Annotated in this window: 15 protein-coding genes; 12 read left to right on the top strand and 3 right to left on the bottom strand. The window is 70.0% G+C overall.

The features are described 5' to 3' along the window. Positions 1–296: 296 nt before the first annotated feature. Complete coding sequence (locus tag BTM25_RS21760) at positions 297–752, bottom strand: MarR family winged helix-turn-helix transcriptional regulator (RefSeq protein ID WP_205648213.1); 456 nt, start codon at positions 750–752, stop codon at positions 297–299. 767 nt (positions 753–1,519) lie between these two features. Between BTM25_RS21760 and BTM25_RS21750 the strand changes: the two genes are divergently transcribed. Next, positions 1,520–2,548, top strand: coding sequence for an ABC-2 transporter permease (locus BTM25_RS21750; RefSeq protein ID WP_205648212.1), 1,029 nt, complete (start codon positions 1,520–1,522; stop codon positions 2,546–2,548). Positions 2,549–2,557: 9 nt separating this feature from the next. Continuing rightward, positions 2,558–3,022 carry a MarR family winged helix-turn-helix transcriptional regulator gene (locus BTM25_RS21745; RefSeq protein ID WP_205648211.1) on the top strand — a complete coding sequence of 155 codons (465 nt, stop codon included), beginning with the start codon at positions 2,558–2,560 and terminating at the stop codon, positions 3,020–3,022. Positions 3,023–3,298: 276 nt separating this feature from the next. Here BTM25_RS21745 and BTM25_RS21740 read toward each other — a convergent pair whose 3' ends face one another. Next, positions 3,299–4,045: a FadR/GntR family transcriptional regulator gene (locus BTM25_RS21740; protein ID WP_235828557.1), complete on the bottom strand. Its 747-nt coding sequence runs from the start codon at positions 4,043–4,045 to the stop codon at positions 3,299–3,301. Positions 4,046–4,151: 106 nt separating this feature from the next. Between BTM25_RS21740 and BTM25_RS21735 the strand changes: the two genes are divergently transcribed. Together BTM25_RS21735 and BTM25_RS21730 are read left to right on the top strand one after the other, a co-directional pair. Continuing rightward, the gene (locus tag BTM25_RS21735; RefSeq protein ID WP_103565276.1) at positions 4,152–4,667 is read left to right on the top strand and encodes a flavin reductase family protein; all 516 of its coding nucleotides are present in this window, start codon (positions 4,152–4,154) and stop codon (positions 4,665–4,667) included. A 25-nt stretch (positions 4,668–4,692) separates the two neighbouring features. Further along, the gene (locus BTM25_RS21730; RefSeq protein WP_103564857.1) at positions 4,693–5,868 is read left to right on the top strand and encodes an acyl-CoA dehydrogenase family protein; all 1,176 of its coding nucleotides are present in this window, start codon (positions 4,693–4,695) and stop codon (positions 5,866–5,868) included. Here BTM25_RS21730 and BTM25_RS21725 read toward each other — a convergent pair. Further along, a complete protein-coding gene (locus tag BTM25_RS21725; RefSeq protein WP_205648210.1) occupies positions 5,817–6,185 on the bottom strand; it encodes a fumarylacetoacetate hydrolase family protein in 369 nt (122 codons plus the stop codon). The genes BTM25_RS21730 and BTM25_RS21725 overlap by 52 nt on opposite strands. Before the next feature lie 320 nt (positions 6,186–6,505). On the opposite strand from BTM25_RS21725, the gene BTM25_RS21720 reads away from it, so the two are divergent. The 8 genes from BTM25_RS21720 to BTM25_RS21685 all read left to right on the top strand — a co-directional run bounded on the left by BTM25_RS21720 (position 6,506) and on the right by BTM25_RS21685 (position 13,685). Next, positions 6,506–7,483 (top strand): TAXI family TRAP transporter solute-binding subunit, encoded by a 978-nt coding sequence (locus tag BTM25_RS21720; protein WP_235828556.1) that lies wholly within the window; start codon positions 6,506–6,508, stop codon positions 7,481–7,483. Then, entirely contained in the window at positions 7,480–7,782 is a 303-nt protein-coding gene (locus BTM25_RS21715) for a class II aldolase/adducin family protein (protein WP_103564856.1), read from the top strand. The genes BTM25_RS21720 and BTM25_RS21715 overlap by 4 nt, the downstream gene beginning before the upstream one ends. Positions 7,783–7,838: 56 nt before the next feature. After that, positions 7,839–8,585 carry a dienelactone hydrolase family protein gene (locus BTM25_RS21710; RefSeq protein ID WP_103564855.1) on the top strand — a complete coding sequence of 249 codons (747 nt, stop codon included), beginning with the start codon at positions 7,839–7,841 and terminating at the stop codon, positions 8,583–8,585. A gap of 32 nt (positions 8,586–8,617) precedes the next feature. Further along, positions 8,618–9,601, top strand: a complete 984-nt coding sequence (locus BTM25_RS21705) for a cupin domain-containing protein (RefSeq protein WP_103564854.1) — start codon at positions 8,618–8,620, stop codon at positions 9,599–9,601. Between the two features lie 36 nt (positions 9,602–9,637). Continuing rightward, positions 9,638–10,729, top strand: coding sequence for an alcohol dehydrogenase catalytic domain-containing protein (locus BTM25_RS21700; protein WP_235828599.1), 1,092 nt, complete (start codon positions 9,638–9,640; stop codon positions 10,727–10,729). Between the two features lie 58 nt (positions 10,730–10,787). Beyond that, positions 10,788–11,879, top strand: coding sequence for a quinone oxidoreductase family protein (locus tag BTM25_RS21695; RefSeq protein WP_103564852.1), 1,092 nt, complete (start codon positions 10,788–10,790; stop codon positions 11,877–11,879). Positions 11,880–12,204: 325 nt separating this feature from the next. Beyond that, a complete protein-coding gene (locus BTM25_RS21690) occupies positions 12,205–12,978 on the top strand; it encodes a PIG-L deacetylase family protein (protein ID WP_103564851.1) in 774 nt (257 codons plus the stop codon). Continuing rightward, complete coding sequence (locus BTM25_RS21685; RefSeq protein ID WP_103564850.1) at positions 12,975–13,685, top strand: 4-carboxy-4-hydroxy-2-oxoadipate aldolase/oxaloacetate decarboxylase; 711 nt, start codon at positions 12,975–12,977, stop codon at positions 13,683–13,685. Before BTM25_RS21690 ends, BTM25_RS21685 begins: the two co-directional genes overlap by 4 nt. The last annotated feature ends 20 nt before the right edge of the window (positions 13,686–13,705 follow it).

Below are 13,705 nucleotides of genomic sequence, written 5' to 3'. Positions count from 1 at the left end.
TCGAGCTCGCTCTCACCGCAGATGCTCAGCCGACATGGCGACGCTCATCAGCACCATCCAGACGCTCGCGACGGCGCTCCATGCGCCACGCCCGCTTGCTCGGCCCGCAGGGACCCTCGGCCACTGCAGCGAGGCAGGACGTGCCCGAACATTGCCGCTCGGCCAGCGAACCCGCCACACTGAACGTCGACCGCGATCCACTCGCCAGCCGAACCAAGGATCTGCCGATGCCGCCCCGAATCGGGTCGTGGTCAGGTGTGGGCTGGATGGGCGCAGTGGGCTCCTGAAGAGCCGACTCAGGGAGTAGAGGGCAAGGCGCGGATCAGTTCTTCCAGGTCGGGGAGTGCACCGGTGATGCGCGTCACGGCGGCGGGGTCGAGGTGGCTCAAGGCTTCGCCGATCGCGCGGTGCAGACTTTCGTTCACCTCGGCGCCGAAGGCAAGGCTTCTTTCACTGGGGTGCAATTCCGCGGCGCGGCGGTCGTGCTCACTGCGGCGCCGTTCCAGCAGGCCGTCGTGCTGCAGTCGGCTGACGAGGGTGCTGACATTGTTGGGATGCATGCGGAGGGCCTCCGCAACTCCCCGCACGCTGATCCCCGGCTGGCTTGCGACGAGCCGCAGCACTTCAACCTGAGCCAGCGGACGAGTCACTTCGCCCGCGGGGGGCGTCTGCCGCTGGAGCAAGGCTCGATGAAGGGCCCACGTCAACCGCACCAACTCGGCCGGGAGACTTGCGGCGGAATAGTCACTCACGCCTCCAGTTTATCTCTAGAGCTATGGATTGTGCGGCTTGCCCGAGGGTGGAGGACACATGCACTCGCCGAGTGCCGGCGGCGCCTGAGAACCGGGCCACCTTTCGGGCGTCGTGGTGAGTGATCTGTGCTGCCCCGGCGGCCGGTGTGGGGTGTCAGGCGACATGGCGCCGATCCGGTCGAGGAACTCCCGGCCGGCGGAGTCGAGTGCTGAGCACGCGATGTCGCCGTCGGCCAGGACGATGAGGCCGCCGCCGGTGATGTCGTTCAGCGGTGCCGTGCGGCCTCGGTGGGTGACGCGGTACTGCGGGGTGAGGTGTCCGACGTCGGGCGCGCGGAAGGCGCCGTCGGAGCCGCGTTGCGCACCGGATGGCCCCGCCCGCTGCTCGGGACCATTTCCAAGTTGGTGAAGGCGAAATCCGCGCCGCGCAGTAGCTCACAGAGGCGTTCGGCCGCGGGGTCCGCCATGATCAGCGCGCCTCTGGTCGCCATGCAGTCGCGCTGAACATCTGTGTCGAACGGCACGGCCGCGCGTGGCGGCTGCCGCGCGCCACGATCGAGAGGCGGCCGGGCGGCGCGTCGAGCGCCTGCCGATGGTCCGCCTGACGGTCGACCCCGCCGATTCCCGACCCGCCGACGCCGGATTGACGCCGAGCCCGGCCCCATCGGGTGTGACGAGCCTCTCCCCAGGGCAAGAGCAAGGTGCCTTATATCTCTATGGTAGAGATATAAGGCACCTTATATTTAAGAGTTGGGAGCTCACGTCTGATGGCCACCTCACCCGCCCCTTCCGAGGAGGCGCGCGCACCGGCTCACCACGCCGTGGATGCCGCGCCCGCGCCGCCCGGTGCGACCGGGCTCAAGGGAATCCTGCTTCCGGTCGGGATCGTGCTGGCCATCGGCGCGATCTTCGTCAGCGTGTTCCTGGCGGCCTTCCACGCGCCGCGTCCGCACGATCTGCCGGTCGCGGTCGTCGGAACCGCAGCGCAGGCCGGCCAGGTCGCCAACGGCCTGGAGCGCGCGCTGCCCGGCGGGTTCGAGGTGAAGCGGTACGCGGACGCGGACGCGGCGCGCCGCGCGGTCCAGGACCGGACGGTCTACGCCGCCTACGTGCCGGGCTCCGGGAAGGCCGATGAGCTGCTGTACGCCGGAGCCAACGGCCCCTCGGTCACCTCGACCGTCAGCGGAGCCTTCTCCGGGCTGACCGCGGCGAGAGGCCGCCGGCTCACCGAGCACGACGTCGTCCCCGCCGTGGCCGGCGACACCCGCGGCATGTCGGTGTTCTACGCCGGTTTCGGCATTGTCTTGGCCGGCTTCCTGTTCGGGCTGATGACCTACCAGGTCGCCCCCCGGCTGGAGTACCGGTGGCGGATGGCCAGCCTTTCGGCGTTCAGCGTCCTCGGCGGCGTCCTGGTGGCGCTGTTGACCGGGAGCCTCGGGTTCGCGGCGCTGCCCGGCCCGTTCCTCGGCATCGCGACGATCATCGCGTTGATGGCCGCCGCGGTCGGCGGCGCGACGATGGTGTTCCTGCGGCTGTTCGGCCGGGCCGGGATGTCGCTGGCGGCCGTGGTGCTGTTGACCTTCGGCAACAGCACCAGCGGGGGGACGCTCCCCACCGCGTACCTCCCCGGCTGGTTGCGTCCGCTGTCGGAGATCCTTCCCGTAGGCGTGGGCGTGCGGGCCATCCAGGGCCTGTCGCACTTCGACAACGACGGAGTGGTCGTCGGCGTCACCGTCCTCACGGTGTGGATCGCCCTTACCGCGGCCATCCTCTACTGGCGCGACGCCCGCGCATAGACTGCCGCAGTGACCGACACGGCCTTTCCCACCACCGGCTACCTGGCCTGGCAGTTCTCCCAGGTCCTGGCGGGAATGCTGGAGCGGGCGCTGCGCACCGAAGATCTCACCCTGGCTCAGCACAACGCCCTGATGCACACGGTGCGGAGCCCGGGTGTGACCGCCGCCGACATCGCGCGCCGCTCTGGTATCACCGCCCAGTCCATGGGGACGGCGGTGGGCCGGCTCGTCGAGCGGGGACTGCTGCGCCGGGAACCGCATCCCACCAGCCGCCGCAGCATGTGCCTGTTCGTCACCGACCAGGGGAGGCCGGTGGCGGCGCGCGCCGCGATGATCACCCGTCGCATCGAGGCCGAAACGACCGCCCCGCTTTCGCCCGAGGACAAGGACATCGTCCACCGGCTGCTCTACCGGATCGTCGAGGAGCTGAACCCAGAGGCCCTCAGCGGGGTGGCGGAAGAGCGAGCTTCGTAAGCTTGGCGCCGCGATCGGACCTTCACCGCTGCCGCAGTGCCGTAAGCAGCGCCTGACCGGAAAGAGCCGCCCGGCCAGGCGGCGGCACGGATCTGCGCGGTCTGTCCGTCACCCTGCTCGACAGCCTGCTGGCGGGCAGGTCGCCGCCCTCTACCCCGGTAGACGGCTTCGTCGCCGGATTCCCCGCGGCGGCGGGGCCGACCTCGTCGCCCGGCCGACCGAACAGGCGCGGTCTGCCGAGCCGACCCTTCTGGGCGGATACGGGACGGTGCCCGGCTAAGGCCCGGTGGACGGGGTGGTGTTGTGCGCCGCGATCAGACGCATGGCCTCGTCGGCGTCGCGGCGTTCCAGCGCCGCGACGAGGTCGGCATGCAGGGCGTGCCGCTGCCGGATGTAGTCCGGCAACGGCGCGTCACCGGCCGCGACCACCTCGATGGTGTGGCTCTCGATGATCTCTATGAGCTTGGTGTAGATCGACCTGAGCCAGTGGCTGGGGCTGATGTCGGCGAGCCGGGCGTGCAGCCGCCAATTGGCCCGGACGAAGGCGACCGCGTCGCCCGCCTCGGTGGCCTTGCCCATGGACGCGAGATGCTCGCGCAGGTCCGCGAAGTCAGCGGGAGAGCCGTGCCACAGGGCGTCCTCGATCAGCAGGGGGTCGAGAGCGTTGCGCAGCCGGACCGCGTCGGCCACCGAGGCGCGGGCGGAGTCCAGGATCACGGCGGCGTCCCCGAGCCAGGCCGTCGACTCGGCGGCGAACAGCCCACCGCCCGGCCCGGAACGCATCGTGATGACCTCCCGCGACTGCAGCAGCCGGAGCGCCTCGTTGAAGGTGCCGACGGACACGCCGCACAGCGCCCGGAGCTCCTCCTTGGTGCCGAGGCGTGTACCCGGTTCGACGTGCGCGGCGAGCGCGGCGACCTTCTCGGCGGCCACCTCCGCGCGCGGCCTGGCCGCATCGCGCGCGCCCTGCCAGTCGGCCCGGCGGAGTGCGGGTATCTCGCTCTGCTCTTCGGCCGACGTCACTCGCCCTCCCTGCCGGTTCGGTCATAAAGATTATGGCGGACTCTTGACCCGCGTTCTACCCGCGAGAGATTATTCACCATCATTGACCATAATGAATGAGGTGGAGATGGTCGACGAACAGGCGTTCCGCGATCTCATGGCCGGGGTCTGCGCTCCGGTCACCATCGTCACCACGAGCGCCGACGGACCGCACGGCACCACCGTGAGCGCCTTCGCCTCACTGTCGTTGCGGCCACCGATGGTGACCGTGGCCCTGGATCGCTCATCGGGTCTGCTGGCGCGCATCCTGCGGACCGGCCGGTTCGGAGTGAACATCCTCGGCAGCGGCCAGGCGGAGACCGCGCTGGCCTTCGCCCGGCGCGGCGACCGCTTCGCCTCCGTCGCCTGGTACACCGATCAGGGGCTGCCCCGGCTGGCCGAAGCCCCCGGCTTCCTGGCCTGCGATCTGGCTCGGCCCGTCGACGGCGGCGACCACCTCCTGCTACTCGGCACCGTCCGGGCGGTGCGCTCCCGGACGGCGGCCCCGCTCGTCTACGGAAACCGGATCTTCGGCACCCACTCCGGTTTCGCCGACCGGCCCCGCCGGCCGATCGACGACCTCATCTCCGCCTGCTCCCGCTGACACCGCACCCCTCGAGGAGGAACCCATGACCGCCCCAACCCCGGCGGAACTCGTCGCCCGAGCCGAAGCGCTCCAGCCCCTGCTGCGCGAGCACGCCGCCAGGTCCGACACCGACCGGCGCGTCGCCGCCGAGAGCATCGAGGCCGTCGGCGCGGCGGGCCTGTTCAAGATCTCCGTGCCCCGGCGCTACGGCGGCTACGAGACCTCCATGCGCACCATGATCGACGTGTCCGCCGCGGTCGCCGAGGCCGACGGATCGGCCGGCTGGATCGTCGCTCTCACCAACGTCTGCAACTGGCTCGCCTCCCTCTACCCCGAGCGCGCCCAGGACGAGGTGTTCGCCGACCCGGAACCGCGGGTCACCGGCGTCCTCACCCCCACCGCCACGACGCGGAAAGTCGAGGGAGGCTGGCAAGTCTCGGGCCGCTGGTACTACAACTCCGGATCGTGGTGGTCGACCTGGGCCGTGCTGGGCGTCCCTCTGACCGACGAGAGCGGCGAAGTCGTCGACCAGGGACTGATCCTGGTCCCCGCGTCCGAGCTGATCATCGAGGACGTCTGGCACGTCACCGGCATGCGCGGCACCGCGAGCAACTGCCTCGTCGGCGAGGACCTGTTCGTTCCCGAGCACCGGGTCCTGTCGGTACCGGCCGCGATCGAGGGCGCCTATCCGACCGAGCACACCGAGGAGGCCCTCTACCGGTCCTCGTTCGTACCGCTGCTCACCCTCGTCCTGGCCGGACCCCAACTGGGCATGGGCCGCGCCGCGCTCAAGCTCGTCATCGAGAAGGCCGCCAAAAAGCCCATCTCCTACACGTTCTTCGAGACCCAGGCCGAATCGGTGGCCTTCCAGCTCCAGATCGCCGACGCCGCCGTCAAGATCGACACCGCGACTCTGTTCTGCCACCGGGCCGCCGCCGACATCGACGCGGCCGCCGCCCGCGGCGAGTACCTCGACTACGCCACCCGCGCCCGGGTCCGCGCCGACGTCGGCCACGCCGTGCAGAACGTCGTGGAGGCGCTCACCGTTTTGATGAACGCCCACGGGGCCGGCGGATTCGCCGAGGTCAGTCCGTTGCAGCGGATCTGGCGCGACGTGAACGTCGCCGCCCGCCACGCCGTCGTCTCACCCGCCGTCGGGTTCGAGGTCTACGGCAAGGCCCTGCTCGGCGTCGAGGAGAGGATCACCCCGCTCGTCTGAGGACGGGTCTCGCGGTCGTGACCCGTCGATGCCCTCGATGGACGAGACCAGGACGTCGCCCGGGGCGACCCGGCGCTGTGGGCCGCGGCCGAGGCCCACAGCGGCCGCTTCGCGATCAGTGCGGGGATGCTGGAGATCAGGTCACGCGTGCGGCCCCTCTGAACCTCCGCGCCGTTGATGGAGCAGAGGTCGTCGGGGTTGCCGAACTCGTCCCGAGTGAGCAGCCAGGGGCCGGTGGGCGTGATCAGCCGCTCGCCGCGTACACCGCTGAGCGCCACGCACCGCACCGCGACCTTGTCGACGCCCTCGATGCGCATGACCGCGAGAGGGCACTACGGCTCATTCATGAGCACGACACGAGCGGTGACGTTCGACAGGCCGGTCATTGACGGGCGCGTGGGGCGACGCGAAGGCGGGTTCCAAACCACCCTCTGACGTCGACCATCAAGCCGGATTCGCTGCCGGGACTTATTACCTCTAGCACTATAGGTAATTTTCCCCTAGGGTGAAACTCACTCGACGGCACTCACGGGTCCACCCGCCCCGTGCCGCAGCAGGCGTCGGCTGATGGCCAGATCTCCGCATAGCGGGATCGTGGTCTTCACATTTGGGACGCCTCCTAGATCTAGGAGCCGACATGTCTCAGCAGATGGCCGGGGCTACCCGCCCCCAAGAACCCAAGATCGACCGCTCCCTCACCCTGCACCTGCGGGGCGACTGGGGAAGCGCGAATCTGCATCGTGTGTGCGGCTGGATCGCCCAGGAGCTCACCGACCGCTGCGGCCCTCACACCCGGATCGCCACCTGGAACAGCAGGGGCATGAGTGACGCGGTACGGGCCGTGGGCCGGGGGGAGGTGCAGGTGGCGCTCACTACGCCTGCGGCTTTCACGGCGGCGGCGCTCGACGGACGCGGCATCTACGCCGACGAGTTCTACCCTGATCTGCGCGCTCTCGGTGTGGTGCCGCAGCGGGACCGCCTGGTCGTAGCGGTGCACAAAGACCTCGGCATCACCACCTTCGCCGAACTGCGTCAGAGCAAGCCCGTCCTGCGTCTCGCGACCTCTGTCAACGACGGCGTCAATTACGTGGGGCTGGCCGCACATGAGCTGTTGACACGTGCGGGCGTCGACGTCGTCGGCTGGGGCGGCGAGTTCCTCGAGGACGAGCGGCCGTTCGAGTCCTTGGACCACGCGACGGAGGGACGGGCGAACGCCATCGTCCATGAGGCGATCATGCTGCCCGCGTGGCAGGAGATCGGCCGTGATTTCAGTTTCCTCGAGGTCGAGGATCACGTCCTGGACAGCCTCCATGACGACTTCGGCTGGCCGGCGGCAGTCGTCGACGACGGGTACTTTCCGGGGCGGGCCGCCTTCAGGACCCTTGAGTACTCGGACTTCCTCGTGTGCGCCCGCGCCGATCTCGCCGAGGACGTCGCCTATGCCATCGCATGGGTACTGGGAGAGACGCGGCACATCATCGAAGGGCAGTACCGGCACCTGGCTCCGGAACGCAGCCCCATCACCTACCCGCTCGACCCCGTCACGATGGGCAGGGCCCCCATCCCCCTGCACCCCGGTGCCGCCCGCTACTACGACGCCCTGCCCGCGAAATGACGCCCGCCCAGGCCCGCAGGCTCAGCGCGGCCCTCGGTACGGCGCCTGCCGCTCTCATGCCCAAGCACGGGCTGGTCGCCGCCGGGCACACCGCCGCAGCGGCCGTCATGCATGCCGTCCTGCTCGACCGCGCCTACGCCATGCAGTTCCAGGCGCAGGCGTCCGGGCGGGCGGTCGTCCACTCCGACATCGCAGAGGCTCTCGCCAAACGCGCCCAGTGCTGGCCCGACGGCCAACTGGAGGCCGGATACCGCTACTTGGTCCGACAGGCCGCCGCCGACTCCTGCGGCGCGGCCTGACAACGGCCACACGACTTCCGGCCGCTTCCTCACCAGCTCCGCAAAGGACATGCGCCATGAACGACCAACCCCATTCCGCCGCTGTCGCGACCGACTGGACCACCGTCCGCACCGCGGACGGACCGATGCGCGTCTTCGTCGCGCGGCCCGCCCAGCCCACGAACCGGGCCGTGGTCGTCCTGCAGGAGGCGTTCGGGGTCAACGACCACATCCAGGACATCGCGCGCCGCTACGCCACGCGTGGGTTCCTGGCAGTGGCCCCGGACCTGTTCCACCGCAACGGTGTCGGCACCCTCGCCTACGAGCAGCACGCCGAGGCCATGCCGTTGATCGGTGCCATCGGGCCGGACGCGATCATCACCGACGTCAAAGCCGTCGTGACGCACCTCGCTGAGAGGGAGAACCTTCCCGTCTCCCGCACGGCGATCCACGGGTTCTGCTTCGGCGGCCGCGCCGCGTTCACCGCCGCGACCGGCATCCGCGGCCTCGGTGCCACTGTCGTCTTCTACGGACCGGGCATCGCGGCCGGCCCGCACGAGGTCGTGGACCGGACCGCGAACATCGATGCCCCGATGGCGCTGCACGTCGGAGCCGAGGACCCGACGATCCCCGGCGACCAGGTGGCGATCATCTCGAAAGCCCTCACCACCGCGGGCGTGACCTTCGAAAGCCACGTCTACGAAGGGGCCGGGCACGCCTTCGCCTGCGACGCCCGCCCGCGCATGTACGTCCAGGACAGCGCGGAACTTGCCTGGCAGCGCACCCACGCCTTCCTCGACGAGCACCTTCCCGCAGCACTCTGACCAGGCTTCTACTGACGAAACAAGGACCTTTCATGGGCACTGTCACCGAAGTCGTCGCCGTCGCCTGCAGTGACGAACCCTCCCGCACGATCGAGCGGGACGAGCACCTCCTGCTGTCCCCTCCGCACCCCAATCCCTTCCCGGTGAAACTCTGGAGGGATCACGAACCCCTGAGCGTGGTGCACTTCCCCCACGCATACGAAGCCGTGCCGTTCGCTCCGCCGCGCGGCGTGTACGAGAGCGCCCAGGTCCGCGTCGAATGGCAGACGATGGACAACCGGCAGCCCTTCTACCACCGAAACTGCGACGTCGACGAGATCTCCTACCAGATCGCCGGCGAGCGCACCCTGATGACCGAACTCGGTGTGGTGGAACACCGGCCCGGAGAGTTCTCCCGCCTGCCGCGCGGTGTCGCCCACGACAACTACGGGCGTCGCGAAAGCCATTTGCTCTTCTACACACCCGCTCCCGTCCGGGAGGAACGCGCTCCGGTCCGGCGCTCCGAAACGACGTTCCCGCCCTTCCCCGGCTGGGAACCGGGCAACCTCAACGAGGCGGTCACCCAGTGCATGGGCACACCCGGCCATGACATCACCGTCGCCCCCGTCGACGAACGGCGACTCCTGGAGCAGGTGCACGCCGAGAAGGAACGCCTCAGCGTTCTCACCGGGAGCGACGAAGCCGGCACGACCTGGCTGTACCGCTCCCCCGGCTTCCGCCTGAGTTCCGTACGACAGCCGCCCGAGAACCAGCGCGTCTACCGGCGCACCCTGGACGCCGACGAGATCCAGTACCAGATCAGTGGCCGCCGCACCCTGGTCAGCCAGCGCGGCATCGTCGAGCTGGGGCCGGGCGACTTCGTTCGCATCCCGCTCGGCATCGCGCACACCAGTGTGTGCGCCGAGGAGAGCGAGCACATCGCCCTGTTCTCCGACCGCGATCTCCCGCAGATCGCCGAGACGAGCAGGACCGCCGAGCCGTACACCCCCGAACGCCTGGCCGCACTGCGGCACTGAACTGAAAAGACGTAGGAGGCACATCACGTGACCGACATGCTTGCCGCGCGCGCCCACAAGGACTCCGATGCGCTGCACCTGCACAAGATTCCCGCGCCTGTTCCGGGACCCCAGGACGTCCTGGTGAAGGTGGCCTCCGCCGGCCTCGCCCCCGGGATGATGACCCTTCTCGCCCGGGGCGCCTTCACCCACCTGCCCACCACACTCGGGCACGAGGCCGCCGGCACCATCGCCGCGGTGGGAAGCGAGGTGGCGGGGATCGCCATCGGCACCCGCGTGCGGGTGCACCCCAATCTCAACTGCGGCTCCTGCCGCTACTGCCGCTCCGACCGGGACATGATGTGCCCACAGCAGTCGATGATCGGCCACGCCGCTTTCGGTGACGTTCCCATGCCGCTGTACGACCGCTACCACGACGGCGGAATGGCCGAGTACATCCGCGTACCGCACTGGCTCGTCGATACGCTGCCCGACAACGTGTCCTTCGACGTCGGCGCGAAGGTCCACGACCTCGCGAACGCCGTGCGCGCCCTCAAGTGCGCCGAACTGCCGCTGGGCGCCACCCTGGTGGTCACCGCCGCCACCGGGACGATGGGCACCGCCACCGTCAAACTCGCCCGGCACTTCGGCATCACCCGGCTCATCCTCATCGGACGCAGCGCCGAGCGGCTCGCGGCGGTCCGGCCGCTCGCAGGCGACCTGCCTACCGACACCGTCGCGCTGGAGGAATTGCCGCCGGACTGGGCGAAGGAGGGTGGTCTCACCCGCGCCCTGCGCGCACTGGTCCCGCAGGGCGCGGATGCGGTCCTCGACTTCGTGCCGGAAGGACCCGCCACTTCCCAGGCGCTCGCCGCCCTCGCGACCGGGGGGAGCCTCGTGCACATGGGCGGCAGCTCCGCCCCTCTGTCGCTCCCGATGATCGCCATCATGGTCAACCTCTGGCGCGTCGTCGGCACCCGGGCCTGCACGCGCACCGACGTTCATGAAGTTCTCACCCTGCTCGCGCAGGGCGCCCTGGATGCGGAAGAACTCATCACCCACCGCTACCCCTTGGCCGAGGCGAACGAAGCCATCGACGCGATCCAGAGCCGGAAGGAGCCGATCTGGATGGCGGTGGTCAACCCGTGACCAGTGCCCATCAACTCCCTGTTTCCGCCGTAGCCAAAGCATTGCGAGGAAGCACCCGATGACCACGATCCCGACCACCACGGCAGCCGTATGGGTCTATGAACACGGCGGCCCGGAGCAACTCGTCCACGAGCAGCGGCCCCTGCCCGCCCTGGGCCCCACCGACGTGCTGGTGGCCATCGACACCGCCGCCGTCTCGGGCTGGGACCTGAAATACCGCCGCGGCCTGCAGCCCGGCACAAAACTCCCGGGCCGCAACCCCTTCCCCATGCCCCAGCAACTCGGCCGTGAAGCCGCAGGAACGGTCATCGCCACCGGACCCGACGCCCGGCTGCTGCGCGCGGGCGACCGGGTGGCGGCCGTCGTGCACCCCGAGAACCCCTACGCCCTGGAGACCTACCGGGGCCTCGGCAACCTCTCCACGGGCATCGCTCTCCCCGGCCACCAGAGCCCGGGCGCCTACGCCGAATACGTCGTACGCGACGAGCGTCTCTTCCTGCCCGTCCCCGACCACATCGACCTGGAACAGGCAGCAGTCACCCTGTGGCCCTACGGCACCAGCCACCGCATCCTGCGGGACCGACTCCGCGTCACCGCGGGCGACACCCTGCTCGTCACCGGAGCCGCCGGCCCGATGGGCCTCGCCACCATCCAACTCGCCGAGATCTTCGGCCTGCGCACCATCGCCACCACCCGACATGCTGAGCGAGTCGAGGCTCTGCGCACCGCCTGCGGTGCCGAGGTCGTCGTCACCGAAGACCTCGACGCCGCCCGAGACGCCGTCAAGGACCTCACCGGCGGCCGAGGCGTCGACCACGCAATCGACTACTCCACCCACCGCGACCTCCTGCGCCTGGCCCTGGACGTACTGCGGTTGGGAGGCAGGCTCTGCCCGGCGGCCGGTGAACAGGACCCGCCCGGCCCGATGCCGTTCACGGTGTTCGACCTCACCCGGCTGGAAGCCGACATCGTCGGTGTCCGCGGCGCCCGGCACGAGGACGCGCTGCGCGTGATGTCCCTGCTGGCCGACGGCAGGCTGCACTCGCCGATCGCGGCACGCCTTCCGCTGGCCGAGGCCGCGAAGGCCCACGAACTGATGGAACAAGGCACCGCCCTCGTCGGGCGCATCCTCCTCAAGCCCGGGACCTGAGAGCGCGCGGAGGGTCGGCCACCGCCCTGGACCGGCCCTCCGCCTGCCCCCTCCAACGGGAGACGAAGCACCAACCGGTGACCGCAGTGCTGGTTCCGCACGGCGTTCAAGGTGGTGCTGACCCACTACTCCCCCAGTAGCCCTGAATTCCGGATCTCGCAATGGTGGGCCGAGCGAGCCGGCGGATACCACGGCGAGATCGTGGTCGGCCAGGACTTGCTGCGCATCCCTTTGCGCAGACGCCGCCGGTAGAGGGCGGCGCCTCCGAGGCCTGCGGATCACGCTGACACAGGACCCCTGATAACTGATACGGAGAACGAGGCCCATGAACAACCCGGTCGAAAGCGACAGCAACACCCCCGGAGACGCTTCCGGCGCGGGCGCGCTGCTGGTCGTGAGCGCCCACGCGGGTGACTTCGTCTGGCGCGCCGGCGGGGCGATAGCCCTGGCCGCCGAGCGCGGGCAGCGGGCCAAGGTGGTCTGCCTGTCCTACGGCGAGCGCGGCGAGTCCGCCCGCGCCTGGCGGCAGGGCGCGTCACTGGAGGAGATCAAGGAACTGCGCCGCGGCGAGGCCGAGGCCGCAGCCGGCGAACTCGGCGCCGAGATCGACTTCCTGGACGCCGACGACTACCCGCTGCGGGAGTCCGAGGAGCTGATCGACCGCCTGGTGCACATCTACCGGGACGTGCAGCCCGCCGTCGTCCTCACCCACCCGAGCATCGACCCCTACAACGGGGACCACCCGGCCGCGAACCGGATGGCGATCCAGGCCCGCATCCTCGCCCAGGCCATCGGCTACCAGGCGCCCGGCGAACCGCTCGGCGCCCCGCCGGTCTTCTTCTTCGAGCCCCACCAGAGCGAGCAGTGCGACTTCAAGCCGCAGGTGCTGCTCGACATCACCTCCGTGTTCGCGAAGAAGCGCAAGGCGATGGAGTGCCTGCCCGCGCAGCAGCACATGTGGGACTACTACACCGACCTCGCCAAGCGCCGCGGCGTCCAGCTCAAGCGCAACGCCGGGCCCAACCTGGGCTTCACGACGGACACCATGGGCGAGGCGTACATGCGGCTGTACCCGCAGGTGACGGGGGAACTGGCATGAGGAACGTGATCGTGACGGATGTCCCGAGGCCGGCCCTCACCGACCTCGACCGGCTCGCCCGCTACGGGGTGGCCACGGTGCACGAGGCACTGGGCCGGACCGGCTACCTCGGCCCCGGGCTGCGGCCCGTGCAGCAAGGGGCGCGGATCGCGGGCTCGGCGGTCACCGCAGTGTGCTGGCCCGGCGATAACCTGATGATCCACGCCGCCGTCGAGCAGTGCAGGCCGGGCGACATCCTGCTGGTCACCACCACCTCCCCGGCCATGGACGGCCTGTTCGGCGAACTCTTCGCCACCGCGCTGCAGCACCGCGGGGTACGCGGGGTGGTCACCACGACCGGTATCCGTGACACCGAAGAGCTCCGTGCGATGGGCTTCCCCGCCTGGGCGGCGGCGGTCAGCGCGCAGGGCAGCGTCAAGGCGACGGCCGGCGCGGTCAACGTCCCGGTGTCGGTGGGCGGGCAGATCGTACGGCCCGGGGACGCGCTGCTCGCCGACGACGACGGCGTGACCGCCGTCCCGCGCACCCGGATCGCCGAGGCCCTGGAGAAGGCACAGGCCAGGGCGGAGAAGGAGGAGGCGACCCGGGCCGCCTTCCAGCGGGGCGAGCTGGGCCTCGACCGGTACGGGTTGCGCCCGCTGCTGGACAAGCTCGGCGTGCGCTACCTCACCGCCGGGGAATACGCGCGCGAGGAAGGCGAGAGCTGATGTCCGGCGATCGTCGAGGC

This window comes from Actinomadura rubteroloni (assembly GCF_002911665.1).
GTDB lineage: Bacteria > Actinomycetota > Actinomycetes > Streptosporangiales > Streptosporangiaceae > Spirillospora > Spirillospora rubteroloni.
Note: the sequence above shows the minus strand (reverse complement) of the source record. Positions and strands in the feature narration are given on the sequence as shown.

Excerpts from the sequence above, each read along its gene's own strand:
- BTM25_RS21750 (WP_205648212.1), top strand. The coding sequence starts at position 1,520 with ATGGCCACCTCACCCGCCCCTTCCGAGGAGGCGCGCGCACCGGCTCAC.
- BTM25_RS21735 (WP_103565276.1), top strand. The coding sequence starts at position 4,152 with ATGGTCGACGAACAGGCGTTCCGCGATCTCATGGCCGGGGTCTGCGCT.
- BTM25_RS21730 (WP_103564857.1), top strand. The coding sequence starts at position 4,693 with ATGACCGCCCCAACCCCGGCGGAACTCGTCGCCCGAGCCGAAGCGCTC.
- BTM25_RS21725 (WP_205648210.1), bottom strand. The coding sequence starts at position 6,185 with ATGCGCATCGAGGGCGTCGACAAGGTCGCGGTGCGGTGCGTGGCGCTC.
- BTM25_RS21720 (WP_235828556.1), top strand. The coding sequence starts at position 6,506 with ATGTCTCAGCAGATGGCCGGGGCTACCCGCCCCCAAGAACCCAAGATC.
- BTM25_RS21715 (WP_103564856.1), top strand. The coding sequence starts at position 7,480 with ATGACGCCCGCCCAGGCCCGCAGGCTCAGCGCGGCCCTCGGTACGGCG.
- BTM25_RS21710 (WP_103564855.1), top strand. The coding sequence starts at position 7,839 with ATGAACGACCAACCCCATTCCGCCGCTGTCGCGACCGACTGGACCACC.
- BTM25_RS21705 (WP_103564854.1), top strand. The coding sequence starts at position 8,618 with ATGGGCACTGTCACCGAAGTCGTCGCCGTCGCCTGCAGTGACGAACCC.
- BTM25_RS21700 (WP_235828599.1), top strand. The coding sequence starts at position 9,638 with ATGCTTGCCGCGCGCGCCCACAAGGACTCCGATGCGCTGCACCTGCAC.
- BTM25_RS21695 (WP_103564852.1), top strand. The coding sequence starts at position 10,788 with ATGACCACGATCCCGACCACCACGGCAGCCGTATGGGTCTATGAACAC.
- BTM25_RS21690 (WP_103564851.1), top strand. The coding sequence starts at position 12,205 with ATGAACAACCCGGTCGAAAGCGACAGCAACACCCCCGGAGACGCTTCC.
- BTM25_RS21685 (WP_103564850.1), top strand. The coding sequence starts at position 12,975 with ATGAGGAACGTGATCGTGACGGATGTCCCGAGGCCGGCCCTCACCGAC.